Consider the following 22,049-nt stretch of genomic DNA (forward strand, 5'->3'; position numbering starts at 1 on the left):
CTCTCTGCCGGAAGCGTGCGTATCCTTTGTCCCGGAAAGCTGTTTTGACATCCCCGCAAGAGCTGACGTATATTGAAACCAAACATGAAGCGGCCGTCAGCCCCGGAAAGACGCCGCTTTGCCTTTCCCTGCCCTGCACTTTCGCGGATGCAGCGGCCCGCCCCTCTCCACGGTCTCCGCGGATATGTCCATCCTTTCCGGTTGAGGAGGATACATGAAATTCCAGTTTGACCGTCCTGCCTGCCAGAACCTGCGCAAGGCCCTCCGCAAGGAGTGGCTGGAGACCAACGGTCTTGGCGACTATGCCTCCAGCTCGCTGGTATGCTGCAATACGCGCAAATACCACGGCCTGTTCGTCACCGAGCTGGCCCGACCCGCAGGCCGCCATGTGCTGCTCTCCACGCTTGAGGAATCCCTGCTCATGGCAGGCAAAGAGTTTTTCTTCTCCTGCCGCAAGCATCCGGGCGTGTACTTCCCGCGCGGGCATGAATACATGCAGGCCGCCTCTGCCGGGCTCTGGCCTTCCTTCCGCTATCGTTTCGGTGACGTGACGCTGACCCGCGAGCTCATGCTGCTGCCGGGACGGCACGTTCTCCTCATACGCTACAAGGCCAGTATCGCCAGTCCCGAGACCCCGCCCCTGCGCCTGCGCATCAAGCCCCTGCTGGCCTGCCGCAACATGCACACGGTCATCCGCGCCGACAAAGCCATCGACAGCAGCGTCTCCCCGACCCTGTACGGAGCTTCCGTGCGCCCGGATCCCCAGCTGCCCGAACTTTTTTTGCAGATGGACGGCCCTGCCTCCTGGCAGACGGCCCAGGACTGGTACTACAACATCGAATATCTTGTGGAGCAGGAGCGGGGCTTTCCCTTCCAGGAAGACCTGTTCATGCCAGGGATTTTCGAAGTGGACCTGGCTCCCGGTCATGCCGTCTATCTCACCGTCTCCACGGAGAGCCTGCAAAAGGAACACAGCCGGCATGACTTCGAACGTCTGTGGCAGGAAGAGAGCCGGCGCCGGATCGAGGAAGAAGCCGAGACGGACAGCCTGCAAAAGCATCTGGCCCGGGAAGGCAAACGTTTCCTCATCACCACGCCCGGCAGCACTACCGGCCGGATCGACAGCATCGTGGCCGGGTACCACTGGTTCGGCTCCTGGGGGCGCGACACCATGATCGCCCTGCCCGGCCTGACGTTTTTTGCCGGTCGCCAGGCTCTGGGCGAACAGATCCTTGCCAACATGGGCGCCGCCGTGCGTGACGGCCTCATCCCCAACGTTTTTTCCGCCGACGGCCGTCATGCCTACAACTCTGTGGACGCTTCCCTCTGGTATGTCTGGGCCGTGCAGATGCTGCTCCAGGTCGATCCGCAGCGCATGGGCTTTGTGAAAGAACACTGCTGGCCCGCCATCAAGGAGATCCTCCGGGCCTATGCCGGGGGACAGGTTCCGTTCGTCCGTGCCGACGAGGAAGGTTTCCTTGACGTGGGCGACGAACAGACCCAGCTCACCTGGATGGACGCCGTGGTCGACGGCAGGCCCGTCACGCCGCGGCACGGCCAGCCGGTGGAGATCAGCGCCCTGTGGTACAATGCTCTGGCCTTTGCCGATCATCTGGCCCGGCGCTTCGACGAACCTCACTGGCAGGATTCCATCGACCAGCGGGACCGCATGCGCGCCGTCTTCGTCCACCGGCACTGGATCAAAGATTACCGGGGCGACTATCTGGCCGACGTCTGGCGGGATGGTGAGCGGGACTTCCGCGTGCGTCCCAACCAGCTGTTTGCCGTTTCCCTGCCCTTCCCCATCCTCGAAGAAGACAACTACGCCTCCGTGGTCTCACGCGTACGCCAGTGCCTGCTGACCCCCTGCGGACTGCGCACGCTGGCCCCCAGCGCCAACGAGTACTGCTCCCTTTATGAAGGCGGGCCCGGAGAGCGTGACAAAGCCTACCATCAAGGCACGGTCTGGCCCTGGCTTCTGGGCGCTTACGGCGATGCCCTGCTGCGGGCGGCCTGGGATGAGGAAGGCGCGGCGCGCGACCTGCTGCATACCCTGACGCCCCTCTTCGGCAGCCATCTGGGCGGCGCCGGTATCGGGAGCATCTCTGAGATATTTGACGGAGACCCGCCGCATCTGCCCAACGGCTGCATCGCCCAGGCCTGGAGCGTGGCCGAATGCCTGCGCCTGTTGAACAGGCTGGAAAAGGTGGCTCCCCAGGCCTATGCGCAGTGGGAAAACACCCTGCTGCAAGGAGACAGGTAATGCGCGTCCTCATGTTCGGCTGGGAATTCCCCCCCTTCAAGAGCGGCGGGCTGGGCACAGCCTGCCAGGGCATGGCCACGGCACTGGCCAAGAAAGGCACGGAGATCTTCTTTGTCCTGCCCCGTGCCGAAAGTGACCGTCCCGTCCATCTGCAGGACGGCCTGACCATGTTTTCCGCCTCGGGCACCAGGGTCTGCACCCGCAGCACCCGTCTCCGCCGCAAAGAAGATGTGCGCGAGATATGGCATGACCGTCAGTACACGGAGCTCGTCCCCGGCTTCCGGGACGAGATCGAAGAGATCTGGCGCGAGAAGCTGCATCTGGAATATATCGACTCGCCGCTGCGCCCCTATCTGAACAGCGGCAGCTATCTGAAAGAGCACCGGGAGCTCCAGCGCCTGCTTTCCGAAAAACGTCTGGCCGACCCGACCCTGCGGACCGTCTTGCAGCATGAAGGCCCGGAGCGGGAGCACCTCCTGCACGAGATCGCAGAGACCCGGGAACAGTACGAGACCCTGACACTGCACGGCGGTTACGGCGAAGACCTCATGAGCGAAGTCTACCGTTATGCCTGCGCCGCGGCCGTCATCGCCGGGCGCCTGGAGTTCGACGTCATCCATGTCCATGACTGGATGACCTACCCGGCGGGGATGCTGGTCAAGCAGCTGACGGGCAAACCGCTGGTGGCCCATATCCATGCCCTGGAGCATGACCGCAGCGGCGACAATCTCAACCAGACCGTGGCCGACATCGAAAAGGCAGGCATGGAGGCCGCCGACCGCGTCGTGGCCGTGAGCCACTACACCAAGCAGGAAGTCATGGCGCAGTACGGCATCCCCGAAGACAAGATCTCCGTGGTCCATAACGCCGTCTCCCGCAATGACATCCACAAGAGCGTGGTCATCCCCGAACGCTGCCGTCATGAGAAGCGGGTCCTGTTCATGGGCCGCGTCACCTACCAGAAGGGCCCCGACTATTTTGTCGAAGCCGCCAAGCTGGTACTGGACCGCCTGCCCAACACACGCTTCATCATGGCCGGCAGCGGCGACATGCTGCCCAACATGGTGCGCCGTGTGGCCCATCTGCGCATCGGGGACCGATTCCATTTCACGGGCTTTTTGCGCAACGGCGAAGTGGATCGCATGTACGCCATGAGCGACCTTTACGTCATGCCCAGCGTTTCCGAGCCCTTCGGCATCGCGCCGCTGGAAGCCATGGCCTACGACGTCCCCGTCCTCATCTCGCGCCAGTCCGGCGTGGCGGAAGTGGTACGCAACGCCATCAAGGTCGATTTCTGGGATGTGCGGGAAATGGCCAACAAGATCTGCGCCCTGCTGGCCTATCCCCTGCTGGCCGCCGAAGAAGTCCGCAATTGCCGTGAAGAACTGAAGAACATCCGCTGGGAGAATGCCGCTACCAAGCTGCGCGCCATCTACGACCAGCTTGTTGCGGGGAGGAGATAGCATGTCCGCCATCTGTTTCTATTTTCAGGTACACCAGCCGTACCGTCTGCGCCACTACACCTTCTTCGATATCGGCGCCAATTCCTGGTACGAGGACGAGAACGCCAACTGCGGCATCCTCCTCAAGGTGGCGCGCAAATGCTATCTGCCCATGAACGCCCTGCTGCTCAAGCTCATCCGGCGCCATGAGGGGCAGTTCAAGGTAAGTTTCTCCATCTCCGGCACGGCCCTGGACCAGTTCGAGACCTACGCCCCGGAAGTCATCCAGAGCTACCGGGAGCTGGTGGCCACCGGCTGCGTGGAGCTGCTTTCCGAGACCTACAACCACTCCCTGGCCTTCCTCTACTCGCCTGACGAGTTCCGGGAGCAGGTCCGCCTGCACGATGACCGCATCGAAGAGTTGTTCGGAGTGCGGCCCACCTCGTTCCGCAATACCGAGCTCATCTACAACAACGCTCTGGCCCGTACTGTGGAGGAAATGGGCTACAAGGCCATCCTGGCGGAAGGCGCCGACCATGTGCTGGGCTGGCGCAGCCCCAACTTCGTCTACAAGCCGTCGGGGTGCGACTCCCTGCGCTTGCTGCTCAAGAACTACCGCCTTTCCGACGACATCGCCTTCCGCTTCTCCAACCACGAATGGCCGGAATTCCCGCTGACGGCGGAAAAATTCGCCAGCTGGGCCCAGGCCTCCGGGGCCGCAGGGGACATCATCAACCTGTTCATGGACTACGAGACCTTTGGCGAACACCAGTGGGAATCCACGGGCATCTTCCAGTTCATGGAGGCCCTGCCGGACGTCCTGCTTTCCCTGCCGGGCTTCAGCTTCGTGACGCCCACCGAAGCGGCGGCCATGTTCCAGCCTGTGGCCAGTCTCGACGTACACAATTTCATGTCCTGGGCCGACGCCGAACGCGACCTGACCGCCTGGCTGGGCAATGACATGCAGCAGGACGCCATCACGGCTGTCTATCGTCTGGAAGAAAAGGTGAAGGCCAGCGGCAACGAGGACCTGCTGCGCACCTGGCGACGCCTGCAGACATCCGACCATTTTTACTATATGTGCACCAAGTGGTTCGCCGACGGTGACGTGCACAGCTATTTCAATCCGTACGGCACCCCCTATGATGCCTACATCAACTACATGAACGTACTGGCCGACTTCGGCCTGACCCTGGATGCCCCCCTGCCCGCTGCCGGAGTGTCCCGCAGTTAACGCACTCCCGGCACGGCCTGCCTGACGGATCATGCCCTGCGCGAAGGCATGGCCCGGACAGACCCGGGGCTTTCATGAATGCAAGGAGATCCGTCTCAATGTCACAAGATCTGTCAAACGCGACCCTCTTCGAAGTCAGCTGGGAGGTCTGCAACAAGGTCGGCGGCATCTATGCCGTCGTCAGCAGCAAGATCCTGGAAGCCCTGGCTGCCTTTGGAGAAAATTATTTCCTTCTGGGGCCCGACCTGGGCAACAATCCCGACTTTGAAGAGACCGACGAGCCCTGCTGGCAGGAGCTGCGCCAAGAGACCGACCGGCGCAACCTGAGCTGCCGCTTCGGCCGCTGGAACATCCCCGGCCGCCCCAAAGTCATCCTGGTCGGATACCGTGACCGTTACGACCAGAGCCAGCTGCTGTTCTCGCTCTGGAACCGCTACGGCGTGGACTCCATCTCCGGCGGCTGGGACTATGTGGAACCGGTCATGTTCAGCACGGCCTGCGGCGAAGTGATCGAGGCCGCCTGCAAGGCGCTGCACATCCCTGCCGACGGCCCGGCCCTGGCCCACTTCCACGAATGGATGTGCGGCGGCGGCCTGCTCTACCTCAAGACCAACGCCCCCTATGTGGGCACGGTCTTCACCACGCACGCCACCATGCTGGGGCGCTCCATGGCCGGTTCCGGCTTCGACATCTACAAGCAGATGCACCAGATCAACCCCAAGCATGAGGCCGGGGCCTACAACATCACGGCCAAATGCTCCATGGAGACGGCCTCGGCACGCGAAGCCGACTGCTTCACCACCGTCAGCCGCATCACGGCCGACGAGGCGGGCGTTTTCCTGGGACGTACCCCCGATGTGCTGACCCTCAACGGTCTGGACTTGCGCGTCATCCCCGACTACAGCCGGGACAGGAGCCTGGCCGCGGCTTCCCGGCAGCGGCTGCTGGAGGCCGCCGGCCGTCTGCTGCGCCGCCGGCTGCCCGAGGATACCCGCATCTTCCTCGTGTCCGGCCGCTATGAGTATCACAACAAGGGCATCGACGTGTTCCTTGATGCCCTCGGCATGGTCAATACGGCCCTCAGCCAGTCCCAGTCCAATGTGCTGGCCCTGTGCGCGGTCATGGGCGGACACAGCGGGGTCAATGCCGATGCCGTCAGCGGCGACCCGGCCAAACTCCCCGGCCAGGGCGGCTTCTGGATCAGCAGCCATCACGTCTACAATCAGCCCAACGACCCCATCCTCAATGCCTGCCAGCGCCTGGGCCTGGACAACAGGCCGGAGAACCATGTGCAGGTCATCTTCGATCCTGCCCTGCTCGACGGCAAGGACGGCTTCCTGAACATGCGCTATGAAGAGGTGCTGGCCGCCTGCGACCTGGGCGTGTTCCCCTCCTGGTACGAACCCTGGGGCTATACCCCGCAGGAAAGCGCCGCCCATGCCGTGCCCACGGTCACCACCGACCTTTCCGGCTTCGGCATGTGGGTGCGCTCCAGCCAGCGCGAGAAGAACGGCGTGACCATCATCTGCCGCCGCCAGACCTCGTATGAAGAGACCGCGGCCAGCCTGCGCGACGTGCTCCTGCAGTATGCCTCCCTGCCCGAAGAGCAGATGCAGGAACACCGGCACATGGTGCGCCATGTGGCCGAAGGCTGCTCCTGGGAGCAGTTCTTCCCCTACTATGTACAAGCCTACGGTCTGGCCCTGGACAAGGCACGCCAGCGCAGCTCACAGCCTGCCGGCGGCAGCACGACCCTGACCCGTGTGCTGGCGGCCACCATGTCCACCACGCCCAACCTGCACAGCTTCACGGCCCTGACCTCACTGCCCCCGGCCATCGGCCGCCTGCGTGAGCTGGCCCACAACCTCTGGTGGAGCTGGCATCCCGAATGCCACTATCTGTTCTCGGCCCTCAACGAAGAAGAATGGGAACGCAGCAACCACAATCCCATCGCCACGCTGGAAAAAGCCACCCGGGCACGGCTGATCATCGTAGCCCACGAGCAGAGCTACCTGCGGCTGTACAACCAGACCATGGCGGCTTTCGATGCCTATATGGCCGAGGCGCCGCAAAGCTTCGGCCCCCTGACCCCGCAGCAGCCTCTGGCCTATTTCTCCACAGAATACGGCCTGAGCGAATGCCTGCCCATCTACTCCGGCGGTCTGGGCGTCCTTTCCGGCGACCACCTGAAATCCGCCAGTGACCTGAATATCCCGCTGGTGGCCGTGGGCCTGCTGTACAAGAACGGCTACTTCCGCCAGATCATCGACAAGAACGGCGACCAGACCCCTGTCTATCCCGAAAACGATTTCTCCACCCTGCCCATAGAGCAGGTCAAGGATCAGGACGGCAAACCCCGCGAGATCTACCTCCAGATGCCGGGCCGCCGCCTGCACGTCCAGATCTGGCTGGTGCGCGTGGGACGGATCAACCTCTACCTTCTGGACACCAATCTGCCCTCCAATACGGCAGAGGACCGCAAGATCACGGCCCGCCTGTATGAAGCCGACCGCGACATCCGCCTGCGGCAGGAGATCCTGCTGGGCCGGGGCGGCGTAAGCATGCTGCGCGCCCTGGATATCCGCCCCGCCGCCTATCACATGAACGAAGGGCATTCGGCCTTCCTCATCTTCGAACGCATCCGTCTGCTCATGCAGGAGAACGGCCTGTCCTTCGAAGAAGCGGGCGAAGTGGTGCGCGGCAGCACCCTGTTCACGACCCATACACCCGTGGATGCCGGCAATGAACGCTTCTCGCTGGAAAGCATGGAAGCCTACTTCAAGCCCTACATCCAGACCGTGGGCATCAGCTGGCAGACCCTGGTCAATATGGGCCGTTTCGAAGGCAGCGAGCGCAACGTCTTCGAGATGACCGTCCTGGCACTCAAGTATTCCATGAAGGCCAACGGCGTCAGCGCCCTGCACGGTGTGGTCTCCCGCCATATGTGGCAGGAAGGCTGGCAGGGGGTCCCGGTGGCGGAGATCCCCATCTTCTCCGTGACCAACGGCATCCATGTGCCTTCCTACGCCGGTCCGGCCATGCGCCCCCTGCTGCAAAAGCATCTGGGCGAAGGCTGGCAGGAACTGACGCCCGACGACCAGAAGTGGACCCGCATCGCGGACATCCCCGATGCCGATCTCTGGACGGCCCGCCAGACCCAGAAAAAGCACCTGCTGGAAGCCATCCGCTCCAGCTTGCCGGAGTTCTTCAAAAAATTCGCCATCCCCTACGAAAAGCAGCAGGAGATGACGTCCCGGCTGACTCCCGAGACCCTGGTGATCGGCTTTGCCCGCCGCTTTGCACCGTACAAGCGTGCGACCCTGCTCTTTGCCGATGTGGACCGTCTGGCCCGCATCCTGGAAAAGAACGGACAGCCCGTCATCTTCGTCTTTGCCGGCAAGGCCCATCCTGCCGATGGCCAAGGCATCGGCCTGATCCGGGAAGTCTTCCAGCACATGCTGTCGCCCCGCTTCTTCGGCAAGATCTTCTTCATCGAAGATTACAGCCTGGCGGTCTCCCGCCTGATGGTGCAGGGCTGCGATGTCTGGCTCAACAATCCCCGCCGCCCCTATGAGGCCTGCGGCACCAGCGGCCAGAAAGTGGCGGTCAACGGCGGTCTCAATCTCAGCGTGGCCGACGGCTGGTGGTGCGAAGGCTACAACGGCACCAACGGCTGGACCATCGGCCCCCTGGTGGCCAAGGGCAGCCTGGGCCCCGAACAGAGCGACTATGACGATGCGGCCTCCCTGTATTCCCTGCTGGAAGACAAGGTGATCCCGCTGTACTTCGAGCGCGATGCGGACAACCGGCCCCACAACTGGCTGCTGCGCGTCCGCAAGGCCATGCAGACCCTCATCGCCCAGTACAGCTCGCACCGCATGCTGCGCGATTACCTCAGCGACTACTATATTCCGGCGGCCACCAGCCATCAGGAGATCCGCAGCAACCATTACGCCCTGGCCCGCCATCTGACCCACTGGAAACAGGACGTCAACGTGCGCTTCAGCTCCGTGCAGATGGATACCATCCGTATCGAAGGCATCAAGGAAGACAGCCTGCTGGACGGCCAGTCCCTGCATGTGGCCGTGACTGTGCATCCCGGCAGCATGAAGCTCGACGAGCTTCTGGTCCAGCTGGTGGCCGGCCCCGGCGACGGCTCCACCTTCACGGAAACGCCCGATGTGGTGGAGATGCAGCCGGAAAGCGAAGGGGTGGACGGGACCATGACCTTTGTCTGCACCTACACGCCTTCCCGCAGCGGGATACATGTGTACGGTGTGCGCGTCATGCCCTGCACCGAAGGCCTGTCCTCGCCTCTGGAGACGCGCCTCGTTTTGTGGGGCTAGGACTCCACGGCCAAGCCATGACAAAAAGGGGGATGCCGCTTGCGACATCCCCCTTTCCTGTTCTTGCGGGCAGGAAAACACTATCGGTATTTCCCGTGAAATATCCACGCCCGTGGCCGCATCCTCCTAACGCGGCTGCAAAAACCACGTCTGCGAAGTCGGATGCGCTTCCGTCCAGTGCAACTTGTAGGCCATGGGCTCCCCGGAGGCCGTGCCCATATCGTAGCGGACCGCCCCTTCCTCGCACAGCCAGCGGACCTGTTCCACCTGCAAAAGGTTGCCGATGGAAAGATCCTTCCAGGCGGCATCATAGCTGAACTGCTGTCCTCGGTAACATGGCCCCAGCATCCCGCCGAAAATGAAACCGATGTCCTGGCCTTCATGCCGGGCAAACATGACGCGCGCCGTGCCCTGCGCGGCAAGGCGGCGGATCATGTCGGCATAGAACTCCCGGGCCGGGGATTCCGTCATGCCGCAGTGCCCCACGCCCTTCCAGCTGCGCTGCTCCACGGCCAGCATCCGGGCATAGACGGCGTCGGCCCCGGCCGTATCGGCAGGACAGGAGCGCTCGAACGTGACGCCTCTGTCAGCGGCCCTACGGAAAGATTTGCGCCACTTGCTGCGCAGATTGGCGGAACGGCGGCTCAAAAAGCCGTCCAGCCCTCCTTCCAGCGACGCTCCAGCCTGGATGCACTCACCGGCCAGATAAATGGTGAACAGGGACTCACAGCAGGCATAGAGCTCCCGTGCCCTCCTGCTCCCCGGCACTATCCCTCCCAGAAGAAGCGCCGGAAGATGCCCGTAACTGTGCGACATGACGGCCAGCGCCTCAGCCAGCAGCCCGATCGCATCCGGCCCCAGCAGAGGACACCCAAAGAGCCAGTGAGCCTCCAGCGATGTCAGGAGGGGCTGCCCGGAAGACAGGAAGGCTTCCGCCAAAACAAGGACGCTGTCCTCCGTGTGCTGTGCCAGTACACGACGCCCCGGGGCGAAAGCCCTGTGCGCGGACAACTGCCAAATGGGAGCACAACAAAAAGGATCCGGCTGTGTAGCCAGATCGACGCTCTGCTCCCAGATGCGGCACAGCTCAGGCCGCCAGGGAGACTCTTCTTCAGTAATATATTCCAGTTCCATGCCGTTCTCTGCGGCTCCGGACAAGATCGGCCTTGGGCCCCGGAGCAATGCTGCTGCCCTGTCGCCCTGACAGCAGGATATGGCAAAACGGCCGATCCGTAACAGGACCGGCCGTTTCCATGTCAAAAGGAAAAAGCACGCTCTCAGCGGCGGCAGGCCGCCTTGAACAGCGAGGTCAGCCGTGCTTCCGTGGCCTCTTCGTCCAGCACTTCCCGGATGCGCTTCCAGGCTTCCGCCCCCAGATGGCGGCGCTTTTCCGCACTGGCGGACAGATCCAGCAAGGCCTGGGACAGGGCCGTGACGTCATTCTGCGGCACGACGATGCCGTTGCGGCCGTTCTGGACAACCTCCAGCTGACCGGGAAGATCGCTCACCACCACGGCCACTCCAAAGGCCATGGCTTCGGTCAGGGCCGACGGCAACCCGTCCATATCACCGCCTCGGGTCATATGACCGGGAGCAATGAAGATATCCGTACGGCGGTACAGGTCGGTCATGGCCTCGTGCGGCAGCTGGCCGGGGAAGGAAACGAGCTTGCGCAGGCCAAGGCGCCAGGCAAGCAGCCGCAGGCGCAGACGCCAAGGGCCGGTCCCTACCAAGGTCAGACGGAAATCGATCCCGGCTTTCTGCAGGGCCAGGCAGGCCTGCAGCAGGGTATCGTAGCCTTTGCGGCTGGTCATGGTCCCCACGGCCAGAAGCTGCAGCGGCTCCGGCACATTGGACGGCGGCATGGAGACGTCTTCGTCCGGCGGGGTCAAGGTCAGGGCATCACGCAGGAGCACGATGCGCCGCGGATCCACGGAAGGCAGCAATTCGCAGACAGCCTTGCGCGTGGCCTCCGTATCGCAGCGTACGAAGGCCGCCTGTTCGGCCTTCACCAGCCAGTCCTTGGCCGGCGAGGCAAGGTCCGCCGTACGTACGGCAAAGGCAAAGGGGATCTGCAACATGCGGGCCGCCACCCAGGCCGCAGAGGCCGGGGCATGGGCGCCCGAGGCGTACAGGAACTCGATCTTCTCTTCCAGGCACCAGCGGGCCAGCAGCGCCCCGCAGCCCATGAGCCAGAGATTATGGAAAAAGCTCCCCTTCCCGGAGGGGATGGACTTCCACAGTTCCCAGGCAGTGGCGGAGGTGCCGCGCAAGTGCGAGAACAGCATACGCATGACGGAGAAGAAGCGCCACGAGCTGATATGCCGCACCGGCAGCGGTAGGGCGTAGCCCTGCGAATCGCTGTTGAGGAAGCTGGCCCCCTCGATGGCGTAGATGCGGGAAAGCAGACCGGCCGCATGCATGCGGTGGGCCTCTTCCATCAGACAGCGGCCCGAAGCTTCAGGGAATTTTTCCGCTACCAGTGCCCCACGAAGAATGGGCGTGGGGGCCGCCAGCAGGTTCTGCTGCTGATCCGGGCTGACGGGCACGGGCTCGTGCTTTTTGCAGACCAGGATGCCGTCTTCCAACGTGTAGATGCTGTCGCAGAACTCAGCCATCTTGGGGTCGTGGGTCACCATGATCATGGCGACTCCGCCCTTGTGGCAAAGGGTGCGGAAGTTGTCCATGACCACACGGCTGGTACGGGCATCCAGGGCCCCGGTGGGTTCGTCCGCCAGCAGAATGCGGGGATTGTTCACCATGGCGCGGGCAATGGCCACACGCTGCTGCTCACCACCGGAAAGGCGGTTGCTGCGGTAATGGACGCGGGCGGAGAGCCGCACCAGCTCCAGGGCCCGGATGACACGCTCCCAGCGTTCCGCGGGGGGCACGTTCTCATAGATAAGGGGGAATTCCACATTCTCGAACACGGTGGAGTGGTCGAACATATTGCTCGACTGCATCACGAAGCCCATGTTGCCCCGTCGGAAAGCCGCAGTCTGCTCCCGGTTGAATTCCAGGACATTGGTCCCCAGGATCTCCAGCGTACCGGAATCAGGCGCATGCAGCATGCCCAACACGTGCAGCATGGTCGACTTGCCGCACCCGGACGGGCCCATGATGGCCACGAGTTCCCCCGCTTCCACCTCAATGTTGACGCCACGCAAAACAGGCGAAAAGCCCGCGTAGCACTTGTACAGATCTTTGGCAATGATAACCGGCGCCATAGTTCACCTACTCGAAACGCAAGGCGGAAACGACATCCATGCGACTGGCCTGAATGGCAGGATACAGGCCGCCGGCCACCCCAATGATGGCGGAGAAAAGAATACTGCCGGCACTGCTGGCCGCGAGCAGCGGATACGAGATGGAGGTGCCCAGAGACCAGGCCCCTATCTCGACACTAAGGGTACCCACCAGAATGCCCAGCAGGCCGCCGGCCACGGATTTGCACAGGGCCTCGGCCAGGAACTGGGCCAGGATGTCCTTGTCCGAACCGCCCATGGCCTTTTTCAGGCCCACTTCGCGCGTGCGGGCCCGCACAGCCGCGAAGGTACCGTACCAGATACCGAATCCGCCCAGCATGAGGGAGGCCACGATACCCAGCCAGAGCAGTGCCTCGACCCACATGAAGGTCGTTTTGATGCGGTCGAGCTGGTCATCCTGCGTGGAGATGACCAGATACGGCGCGTCCTGGTTGGCACGGACCACAGAAGGAATCTGGCGGACCACCGGGGCCACGTCTTCCCAGCCGATGGCACGGACGAACAACCGGGTGATCTTGCCGGAGCCCCAGTTTCTGTCCTCCATGACCGTGGTCGGCAAAAAGCCGCCCTGGTTCCACTCACCCAGCATGACGCCGGTCACCACGCCCACGACCTCGATGACGTCCTTGCCCAGAAAAAGCAGCTTGCCTACGGCCTGGGTAGGATCCCCGTACAGGTTGGTAGCGGCCTCCCGGCCCAGCATACAGACACGCCGGTGGCCACGCACGTCTTCCTCGGACATCATCCGGCCGGCCACGAGCTCCAGGGAATAGGTCTCCGCAAAATACTGGTCCACACCGATAAAGTGGACCCCCAGCGTTCGTTCCCCACTGGCACGCAGGCTGAACGTGACCCCGTTACGGATGTTTTCGCTGATCATACCCACACCGGGGATCTTACGCAGCGCTTCCACCGTACGGGGAGAGAAATCGCGTCGCGGCTGGCCGGGGTATTGCGCATCATCCATGTAGACGCGGATGATGTTCACCCCGCCCATAAGCACCATGTCCTGACCCACTTTGTAGCGGATCTCCTGCCCCAGTACGGACAGGGCGATAAAGGCCATGATGCCCAGAGCAATGGACAGGATCACGCCAAAGCCACGCTGGCGGACGACCTGTCGCAAGCTCACGCGAAAAAGGTCCGACATTGCAATCATGCTGTCACCATAAGGACTTGCATCCTGATTGTAGATAGCTGAACAGATACCGTCAGCGAAAAGGTCCTACTTCTGGCGGCGCATCCTGATGACGCGGCCCTGATGGCCGACCTCATACCAGATGCCCTGCCACAGGACGCCTTCCGCGAGGATGGTACCCAGATAAACCCAGACGAACATGCAGGCACTGGCGCAAAAAGCGACCATCCAGCGCCAGACAGGAAAAACAGCTTCCTGGAAATGGGCCCAGCTGCGCAGCACCAGCGCCAGGGCCGCGGCATAGACCAGCACACCAGCAAGCCAGCCGAAGGAGAGCTTGCCCACCAGCACGCCCAGCACGGCGAACACGGCCCAGAGCACGGGCAGCAGCATAAGGCAGGCCAGTACGCCCAGCAGGACCCACTGGTAGGGAATACAGAACTTGAGGAACAGGATCTGCCGGTCCATCCAATGATGCCAGACCCCCAGGTCATGCTCCCGGGCCTCGGTCATCAAAACGGCGTCGCCGCTCAGACGGATGCGGGCCCCCAGACGGATAAGCCGGTCAGCCAGGGAACAGTCGTCCACCACATTGGTCATCCAGAACTCGCGTACGCCGTAACGGCGGAAGGCCGACAGGCGGAAACACATGGCGCCGCCCCACAGCTGGGTGAAGCTCGAGATGCCCTGCAGGTAGCGCATCAGCTGGACACACAGGGCATAGGCCATGGTGACGATGCCCGTATCCCGCGCCACGACCTTGTGGTAGCCGGTGCTGAAATCCTCACCGTCCACCACAGGGGCCACCAGACGGCGAATGAAATCACGGGGAGCAATGTGCGTGCTGTCGCAGAAGGCCAGCAGCTCGACTTCATCCTCCACGGCCTCCACGCCCTTGAGGCTGTTATGGTTCTTCTGGCCGCAGCCCTTGGCGAAACCGGCCACCACATGCCGCAGCTGCGGATAGCGGGCCTGCAGCTCACGCGCGATATCGGCTGCCGGTTCATCAGCGGTGGCCGTGACGATCACGGGGTACAGGGCGGGGTAATCCTGCTTGAGCAGGCTCTCCAGGGCCTCCCGCATACGCGGATGGTTCCCCCCGGCAGGCACGATCAGGCCGGTGCGGGGCCAGTGCGTCCGCTGGGGCGCAGGCTTGCGTTCTTCACGGTCAAGCCTGCTGCCCACCCGGGACAGGAAAAAAAGCAGGGCACACTGCAACAGCGCCAGAACAAAGAAGGTAGTCCCCATAACGACCTCAATTTTGTTGATGCGTTGATGTTTCAGGCAGGGGCGCACAGTCGTCCGTCAGCGGGACATCCCGGGAACGCCTGGCCACTGTCGTAAAGCGCATGCCGTTCCCCAGACGGATCTTGACCTCGACATCATCACCGGACAAAAAACGCCCAGTGATCTTGTGCCCGGAACCATGCGTGGCAGAAAAGGTGTTGTTCTGCACGGAACCATACACATGATAGACATCGACCTGGCCGTTGGAGGAACGGAGCAGGACGACCCCACGCAGCTTGCCATCGGCAGCAAAACACATGCCCATGCGGAAACTGGCTGTCAGGACATCGCCTGTCCAGAGTTCCGTCACTTCATAGGTCCCGGGACTACCGGCAGGTTCGGCAGCAAGACTCCAGAGCGGAGATGCGCACAGGCAGCACAAACACAGGCAGGCCAAAAGATACTTCATACCCGCTCCCGTGCCGCCAGACGCATAAAAATGGCTTCATGCGCCGCCACCATGGCGTCAAACGAAAAACTCTGCTCCACCCGCTGCCGTCCGGCCCTGCCAAACCTGTCGCCCTGCGCGGGATCAGCCAGCAGCGCGGCACAGTTGTCGGCAAAGGCGGCACTGTCACCCACCGGCGAAAGCAGGCCGCTCTCCCCCTGGGTCACGAGCCGGGGGATGCCTCCGGTCTCCGTGGCACACACAGGCAGACCGGCTGCCATGGCTTCCAGGATCACATTGGGCTGGCCCTCACGCACGGAAGTCAGCGCAAAAATGCGGGCAGCCGCGTAATGGGCGCGCACATCCGGGGAGCCGGGACAGAACTCCACGCCCCCGTCCGGCAGATGCTCCGCGACCCAGGCCTTAAGTTCCTTTTCCCGCGGGCCGTCGCCCACGAGACGCAGGCGGACGCCGGAATGCCGTTCACGCAGCAGAGCGAAGCCTTTCAGCAGGGTCAGATGATCTTTATCTTCGGCCAGACGGGCCACACAGACGATGAGCGGCGGACGCTCCGAAGGCGCGGGCTGCGCAGGCGCGAAACGCTCCGTGTCCACCCCGTTGGGCACATAGGTCAGCCGTGCGGCCGGGACGCCCAGGCCGGAAAGGACATCCGCGAGCGCCTCGGAATTGCAGACCATGTGGTCCGTCAGACGCCAGAGAAAACGCTCATGCTGCCTGCGCGGCGCTCCACCGCCACGCACCGTGCCCACGATGGGGATACCCAGCAGCCGTCCCCAGAGACGGCCCCAGATGTTGGGCAGGGCCGTGCAGGGGACGAGGACATCAGGTGCCAGGCGTTTGAGGGCCGCCGGCATGAGCGCAAAGAAAAAGGGGTTTACCTTGCGGCTGCGCCCCAGATATTCCACGCGGATACCGGCCTGTTCGACCTGTGCATCAAGGTCCGTCCTGCCTGTAAGGACCAGCATGGAGACATGGAAGCGCGTCCTGTCCAGACGGCAGGCCAGCTCGACCATCTGGCGCTGGGTACCGCCAAAACAGAGATCTTCCATGACGAAGAGCACATGTATTTTATCAGACATGGGTGCATCCTCATGTATTCCGGGCAAATTTGCAAGTCCGTAGCCGCATTGCCTTGCGCGCGCCTTGGGCGTATCGTCTTTTTTATGAGTACCCCCCATCCCCATACATCCGACAGCCCCCTGCGGGTGGTCGTCAGTCTCGATGTCGAAGAAGAAGGCCTGTTTTCCGGCCATTATGCCACCAGCGGTTGTGGCGTTTCCAACGTTTCCCTCCTGCCTAGGCTCGCGCCGCTGAGCAGGGATCTGGGCTTTCCGCTGACGCTGTTCTGTGCCCATACGGTCTTTGCCGATGCCGGGGCCTGCCATGTGCTGGAGCAGATGCGCGACCATTACGGCGCGGAGATCGGGGCCCATCTCCACCACTGGAGCACGCCACCGGCCTCACCGCTGGATCCCCCCCACGAAGGCCAGCCCACACGCACGGACAAACTGCCGCGCGACCTGCTGCGCCAGCGTCTGGCCACGCTGCTGGATGCCGGGCGGGAATTCCAGGGCGCTCCCCTGACCAGCTTCCGCATGGGCCGCTGGGACCTCAAGGACTGCGTGCGTCCCCTGCTTTCCGAGGCCGGTATCAAGGTGGACAGCTCCGTCTGCCCCCTGCGCCATTTCCCGGGCGGGCCGGACCACTTTCTTGCTCCGGCGGATCCCTACTGGGTGGAAGGCTGGCAGGGCGCTCCCCTGCTGGAGGCACCCATCACGCAGATCCCCCTGCATCCCGCGCTTGCCCAGCTCTGGTACCGGGCCTGTCCTGCCGCCTCGCGGGACAAGTTCCATTTCTGGGGCGTCCTCAGCCCCAATCCGTTCTGGCATGCGCCCCGGATCATGCGCTGGGCCGCACGGCTACACCGCCGGCGGGGCGGGCAGGTGCTGAGCCTGTTCTGGCACTCTTCCGAGATGCTGCCCGGCGGTTCCCCGCATGTGCCTGACCAAAAAGCCGCTGACGCCGTTCTGGAACGCATCCATGCCTTCCTGTCCTGGCTTCGGGAGACCTTCCCGGTGCAGGGCTGCACCGCCAGCCAGCTGGCAGAACTGCCTGCGGGTACCTTCCCTGCCCGTCCGGCAGGCCAGGGCAACTGGTAAAACACGAACCGAACAGGACAGACTCCGGGCCTGTCCTGTTTTCCCCGACGCTGTGGACCGACACAGCGTTTTTTCATGGCTCCATCTGACCGAGGAATGACACTCATGGCCGCGACTCTGCCTTCTCCTGTTTCCCCTTCCGCCCGCCGTCACGGCCTGATCCTGATCTTGCTGACCGTCTTTGCCTGGTCGGTCATCGGTCTGATCTCCAAAAACTGTCTGGCCGCCGGTGTCAGCCCGCTCGAAACGGCCTTCTGGCGTGCCGCCATCGGCGCCGCCTGCTTCATCACCCACGCGACCCTGAGCAGGCAGATCCGCATCCCCCTGCGCCACGCGGCCCTGTTCACCGTTTTCGGCTTCTGGGCCGTGGGGGTCTTCTATGCGGCCACGTTGTACGCCATCAAGCTCAGCGGCGCGGCCATGGCCGTGGTCCTACTCTACACGGCACCGGTCTGGGTGGCCATGTTCTCCCGCTTTCTGTTCCATGAACCCATCACCACCCGTCAGTGCGGCATCATCGCTTTGGCCCTGGCCGGTACGGGCATGGTCTGCTTCTCCGGCGGCAGCCTGCCCGGGCAGACATCGTGGACAGGCATCGCCTGCGGCCTGCTCATCAGCGTATGCTACGCCTCCCACTACCCCTTCTGCCGCTGGTGGCAGGACCGCTATACCCCGGCCACCCTCTATGCCTTCATGCAGCTGGGCGGCGCGGCGGTCATCTTTTGCCTCACACCCGTCAGCCTCGACCACAGCCTCTCCACCTGGGGCTGGCTGCTGATCCTGGGCGGCTTCACCGGCTATTTCGCCTTTTTTTGCTACGCCCAGGCTCTCAAGCGGCTGGGACTGGTCCGTACGGCCGTGCTCTGTTATCTGGAGCCCATTCTCAGCACCATCTGGGTCTGGCTGTTCTGGGATGAATTCTTCAGCCCGCTGGGCTGGGCCGGGAGCGCCCTGGTGCTGGCCGCCGTTTTCTGGCTGAACATGGACAAGAGCCGGGCCGCCTCCTAGGCTGTCAGTGGTCTTGCCCAACAATATGGCGGGAAGACGGTCCCACGGGGTGACACGAGCTGACAGCCTGAAAACCATCACAAAAGGATGCAGAGCACCAGCGCCGCCGACGATCCGATCCGCGGCGGTCAGCGTCTCTGCGCCAAAAATCTGCCCCGGAAGAGCAAAGGGACTCCATCGGCCATGATGGAACGAGGCTCGCCGACGGCAGCAAAGGTGCTCACCCCAAAACTCCCATGGCAGAGGGCTTTCTGTCTGCCCCTTTGAGCATCGACCGGGAAAACCGCACAAAAAATGCGCAGGATGGCATCACACCATCCTGCGCATCGTTTTTCTCTTTCAGGGCTTTTTATCCCTGCGGATCATCCTGCGGCAAAAGCAGGTTGAGGACCACACCGGTGATGGCCGCCAGACCGATACCGGCCAGCTTGAAACCGCCGATGCTGACCTGCATCCCGCCCACACCAAAAATGATGATCAGAGCCACGATGACCATGTTGCGGGGCCGCAGCAGATCCTGCCCGGCGCGCACCAGCGTGTTCAGGCCCACCACCATGATGGCCCCGAACAGCAGGATCATGATCCCGCCCATGACAGGCGCGGGGATGCAGCTGAGGAAGGCCCCCACCTTGGCGACCATGGAAAGCAGGATGGCGCACAGGGCGGCCCAGGTCATGACCGCGGGATTGAAGGCCCGGGTCAGGGTCACGGCGCCGGTCACCTCGGAATAGGTGGTGTTGGGCGGTCCGCCCAGCAGACAAGCGGCCATGGTGGCCACCCCGTCCCCCAGCATGGTGTTCTTCACACCGGGATCACGCAGATAATCCTTGCCCGTGACGGAACTGATGGCGATGATGTCGCCAAAGTGCTCGATGGCCGGGGCCAGGGTCACCGGGATGATGAAGAGCAGCGGCTCCCATGCGAATTCCGGCAGGCTGAACGCCGGCAGGGCCAGCCAGGGGCTTTTGCTCACGGCCTCCCAGCTGGTCACGCCCATGATCTCCGCCATCACCAGACCAGCGGCGATGCCGCAGAGGATGGGCACCAGACGCAGCATGCCGCGCCCCAGCAGGGAGACGGCCACGGTCACGGCCAGCGAGACCATGGAGATGCTCATGGCCGTTGTCTGGGGCATGGCCGGGCCGCTTTGCCCCAGGGCCATCTTGACGGCCGTGGGCGCCAGCACGAGACCGATGACCATGATCACCGGGCCGGTCACGATGGGCGGCAGCAGACGCAGGATGAGCCCCATGCCGCGCCAGCGGATGACCAGGCTTATGAGCACATAGAGCAGGCCGGAAAAGACCAGGGCCCCCATGGTGCGGGGCATGCCCCAGGTCTCCACGCCATAGATGATGGGCGCGATGAAGGCGAAGGAAGATGCGAGGAAGATGGGCACCTTGCCCCGCGTGATGAGCTGGAACAGCAGCGTGCCCACACCGGCGGTGAACAGGGCAACATTGCTGTTGAGTCCTGTCAGCAAGGGGACAAGCACCAGCGCGCCGAAAGCCACAAAAAGCATCTGCGCGCCCAGCAGGCAGTCACGCAGACGCAGCCTGTAACGGCAGGGATCGAATTCCCCGCCTCCGGTGTTGAGCTGTTCCGCCATGCAGTCTCCTACTTGGTGCCGAAGATGCGGTCACCGGCATCGCCCAGGCCGGGGATGATATAGCCGTTCTCGTTCAGGTGCGAGTCCACCGAAGCGGTGTAGATCTCCACATCAGGATGCTTTTCCTGGACCTTGGCGATGCCTTCGGGCGCGCAGACCAGGTTGAGGCTGCAGATATGCTTGCAGCCGCGTTTCTTGAGGATGTCGATGGTGGCGATGAGCGAACCGCCCGTGGCCAGCATGGGGTCCAGGATGATGGCCAGGCGGCTTTCGATATTGCGGGCCAGCTTGGCGTAGTATTCCACGGGTTCCAGCGTTTCCTCATTGCGGTACAGGCCCACCACGCTGATCTTGGCGCCGGGGATCATGTCCAGCACACCGTCCATAAGGCCCAGACCGGCGCGCAGGATGGGGACGATGGTCACCATCTTGCCGGAAATGGCCTCCACTTCCACGGGCCCGGCCCAGCCTTGCACCGTATGCTTCTCGGTAGCGAAGCCCTTGGTGGCCTCGTAGATGAGCAAACGGGCAATCTCATTGGAAACACTGCGGAATTCACTGGTGGACGTACTGTCCTTGCGCAGGATGCCGAGCTTGTGACGCACCAGGGGATGATCCACTACATGGACTGCCATATCCAACTCCTTGCTGTAAATGAAAAAAGTTCGGGGCAATCCACGCTATGCTGCGCCCTGTACGCTGTCAAGGTCTCGTGCGATATCTGCGGGAAGGGACACGGTTTACAGCGTCCCGGCTTTGGCGTACCCATAACAGACTTTTTTACTTTTTTAGAGGATCGTCATGCCCCCAGTTCAGGACGTTGCTGCATTTCTGGCCATGCGGGACCAGGGCCTCCCGCTGCTGGATGTCCGCTCTCCCGGCGAGTTCGCCTTTGCCCATATCCCCGGTGCCCTCAACCTGCCCCTGTTTACCGATGAAGAACGCGCCAAGGTCGGGACGGCCCACGCCCGCAGCGGTCGTGAAGGCGCCGTCCATCTGGCCCTGGAACTGGTGGGCGGTCATCTGGCCGCCCTGCTGGCCCGCGCCCGCCATCTGTGCGGCAGCAAGCGCGAGGTCCTGCTCCACTGCTGGCGGGGCGGCATGCGCAGCGACAGCATGCGCTGGCTGCTGGAAACGGGCGGCTTCACCGTGCACAGGCTGGAAGGCGGCTATAAAAGCTACCGGACCTTCGTGCGCAGCGAGCTGGCGCGCCCCCGGCCCATCCTCGTGCTGGGCGGCTACACGGGCTGCGGCAAGACGGACATCCTGCTGGAACTGCAGCGCCTCGGTTCGCAGGTCATCGATCTGGAAGGCCTGGCCCACCACAAGGGCTCTGCCTTCGGCGCTCTGGGACAGGCCGAAGACCAGCCCGGCAACGAATGGTTCGAGAACCAGCTCTATGAAGCATGGCGGCGCTGCGATCCTGCCCGGCCTGTCTGGCTCGAGGACGAAAGCCGCCACATCGGCCATGTGACCATGTGTGAGGAATTTTTTGCCCAGCTGGGCCGCAGTCCGCTGGTCCGCGTTTTCCTGCCGGATGAAGAACGCGTCGCCCATCTTGTCCGCGATTACGGCGGCCAGGACATGCGGGAAGGCCTGCTGGCAGCCCTGGAGCGTCTGCAACGCCGTCTGGGCAGTGAACTGACCCAGCGCTGCCGGCTGTGGATAGATGAAGGGAATTATGCCGATGCCGCCCGCGCGGTGCTCCATTATTATGACCGCTGTTATGCGCATCAGATAGAAAACCGCCAGGCCCCCGTCATCAAGGAGCTGACCTGTACCACCGACGATCCGGCCCTGGCCGCCCGCCTGCTCCATCAGTGGGAGCAGGACCTGCCGCCGGAAACGTTCACCGCCACCACACCTCTGTAACGGTTCCCGACAAGGA

Annotated in this window: 15 protein-coding genes; 7 read left to right on the forward strand and 8 right to left on the reverse strand. The window is 63.0% G+C overall.

The window, feature by feature from the left end; all coding sequences use genetic code 11:
- The first annotated feature begins 214 nt into the window (after positions 1 to 214).
- From ACQRBR_RS08895 to glgP, 4 genes are all read left to right on the forward strand, one after another.
- Positions 215 to 2,263, forward strand: a complete 2,049-nt coding sequence (locus ACQRBR_RS08895; RefSeq protein ID WP_427812801.1) for an amylo-alpha-1,6-glucosidase — start codon at positions 215 to 217, stop codon at positions 2,261 to 2,263.
- Entirely contained in the window at positions 2,263 to 3,726 is a 1,464-nt protein-coding gene (locus ACQRBR_RS08900; RefSeq protein ID WP_427812802.1) for a glycosyltransferase, read from the forward strand. The genes ACQRBR_RS08895 and ACQRBR_RS08900 overlap by 1 nt, the downstream gene beginning before the upstream one ends.
- 1 nt (position 3,727) lies before the next feature.
- Positions 3,728 to 4,939 carry a glycoside hydrolase family 57 protein gene (locus tag ACQRBR_RS08905; protein ID WP_303879080.1) on the forward strand — a complete coding sequence of 404 codons (1,212 nt, stop codon included), beginning with the start codon at positions 3,728 to 3,730 and terminating at the stop codon, positions 4,937 to 4,939.
- Positions 4,940 to 5,037: 98 nt separating this feature from the next.
- Complete coding sequence (gene glgP, locus ACQRBR_RS08910) at positions 5,038 to 9,285, forward strand: alpha-glucan family phosphorylase (protein ID WP_427812803.1); 4,248 nt, start codon at positions 5,038 to 5,040, stop codon at positions 9,283 to 9,285.
- Positions 9,286 to 9,411: 126 nt separating this feature from the next.
- On the opposite strand, the gene ACQRBR_RS08915 is transcribed toward glgP, so the two are convergent.
- The 6 genes from ACQRBR_RS08915 to ACQRBR_RS08940 all read right to left on the reverse strand — a co-directional run bounded on the left by ACQRBR_RS08915 (position 9,412) and on the right by ACQRBR_RS08940 (position 16,464).
- Entirely contained in the window at positions 9,412 to 10,419 is a 1,008-nt protein-coding gene (locus ACQRBR_RS08915; protein WP_321127909.1) for a GNAT family N-acetyltransferase, read from the reverse strand.
- Between the two features lie 143 nt (positions 10,420 to 10,562).
- Complete coding sequence (locus ACQRBR_RS08920; RefSeq protein ID WP_427812804.1) at positions 10,563 to 12,512, reverse strand: ATP-binding cassette domain-containing protein; 1,950 nt, start codon at positions 12,510 to 12,512, stop codon at positions 10,563 to 10,565.
- A 7-nt stretch (positions 12,513 to 12,519) separates the two neighbouring features.
- Entirely contained in the window at positions 12,520 to 13,710 is a 1,191-nt protein-coding gene (locus ACQRBR_RS08925; RefSeq protein ID WP_303879073.1) for an ABC transporter permease, read from the reverse strand.
- Between the two features lie 66 nt (positions 13,711 to 13,776).
- On the reverse strand, positions 13,777 to 14,937 hold the full coding sequence (locus ACQRBR_RS08930) for a glycosyltransferase family 2 protein (protein WP_321127914.1): 1,161 nt from the start codon (positions 14,935 to 14,937) through the stop codon (positions 13,777 to 13,779).
- Between the two features lie 7 nt (positions 14,938 to 14,944).
- The gene (locus tag ACQRBR_RS08935) at positions 14,945 to 15,385 is read right to left on the reverse strand and encodes a hypothetical protein (RefSeq protein WP_427812805.1); all 441 of its coding nucleotides are present in this window, start codon (positions 15,383 to 15,385) and stop codon (positions 14,945 to 14,947) included.
- Complete coding sequence (locus ACQRBR_RS08940; RefSeq protein WP_427812806.1) at positions 15,382 to 16,464, reverse strand: glycosyltransferase family 4 protein; 1,083 nt, start codon at positions 16,462 to 16,464, stop codon at positions 15,382 to 15,384. Before ACQRBR_RS08940 ends, ACQRBR_RS08935 begins: the two co-directional genes overlap by 4 nt.
- Before the next feature lie 84 nt (positions 16,465 to 16,548).
- Here ACQRBR_RS08940 and ACQRBR_RS08945 point away from each other — a divergent pair, with 84 nt between their 5' ends.
- Both ACQRBR_RS08945 and ACQRBR_RS08950 read left to right on the forward strand, forming a co-directional pair.
- Positions 16,549 to 17,544, forward strand: a complete 996-nt coding sequence (locus tag ACQRBR_RS08945) for a polysaccharide deacetylase family protein (RefSeq protein ID WP_427812807.1) — start codon at positions 16,549 to 16,551, stop codon at positions 17,542 to 17,544.
- Positions 17,545 to 17,649: 105 nt separating this feature from the next.
- Positions 17,650 to 18,552, forward strand: coding sequence for a DMT family transporter (locus ACQRBR_RS08950; protein WP_303879063.1), 903 nt, complete (start codon positions 17,650 to 17,652; stop codon positions 18,550 to 18,552).
- Positions 18,553 to 18,901: 349 nt separating this feature from the next.
- Here the strand turns inward: ACQRBR_RS08950 and ACQRBR_RS08955 are convergent, their stop codons facing one another.
- Positions 18,902 to 20,161 carry a uracil-xanthine permease family protein gene (locus ACQRBR_RS08955; RefSeq protein ID WP_204674372.1) on the reverse strand — a complete coding sequence of 420 codons (1,260 nt, stop codon included), beginning with the start codon at positions 20,159 to 20,161 and terminating at the stop codon, positions 18,902 to 18,904.
- Between the two features lie 8 nt (positions 20,162 to 20,169).
- A complete protein-coding gene (gene upp / locus ACQRBR_RS08960) occupies positions 20,170 to 20,796 on the reverse strand; it encodes a uracil phosphoribosyltransferase (RefSeq protein WP_289616114.1) in 627 nt (208 codons plus the stop codon).
- A gap of 166 nt (positions 20,797 to 20,962) precedes the next feature.
- On the opposite strand from upp, the gene mnmH reads away from it, so the two are divergent.
- A complete protein-coding gene (gene mnmH, locus ACQRBR_RS08965; protein ID WP_204674374.1) occupies positions 20,963 to 22,033 on the forward strand; it encodes a tRNA 2-selenouridine(34) synthase MnmH in 1,071 nt (356 codons plus the stop codon).
- Positions 22,034 to 22,049: the final 16 nt, after the last annotated feature.

The sequence above is a fragment of the Desulfovibrio sp. SGI.133 genome (assembly GCF_050313955.1).
In the GTDB taxonomy this organism is placed as follows: domain Bacteria; phylum Desulfobacterota; class Desulfovibrionia; order Desulfovibrionales; family Desulfovibrionaceae; genus Desulfovibrio.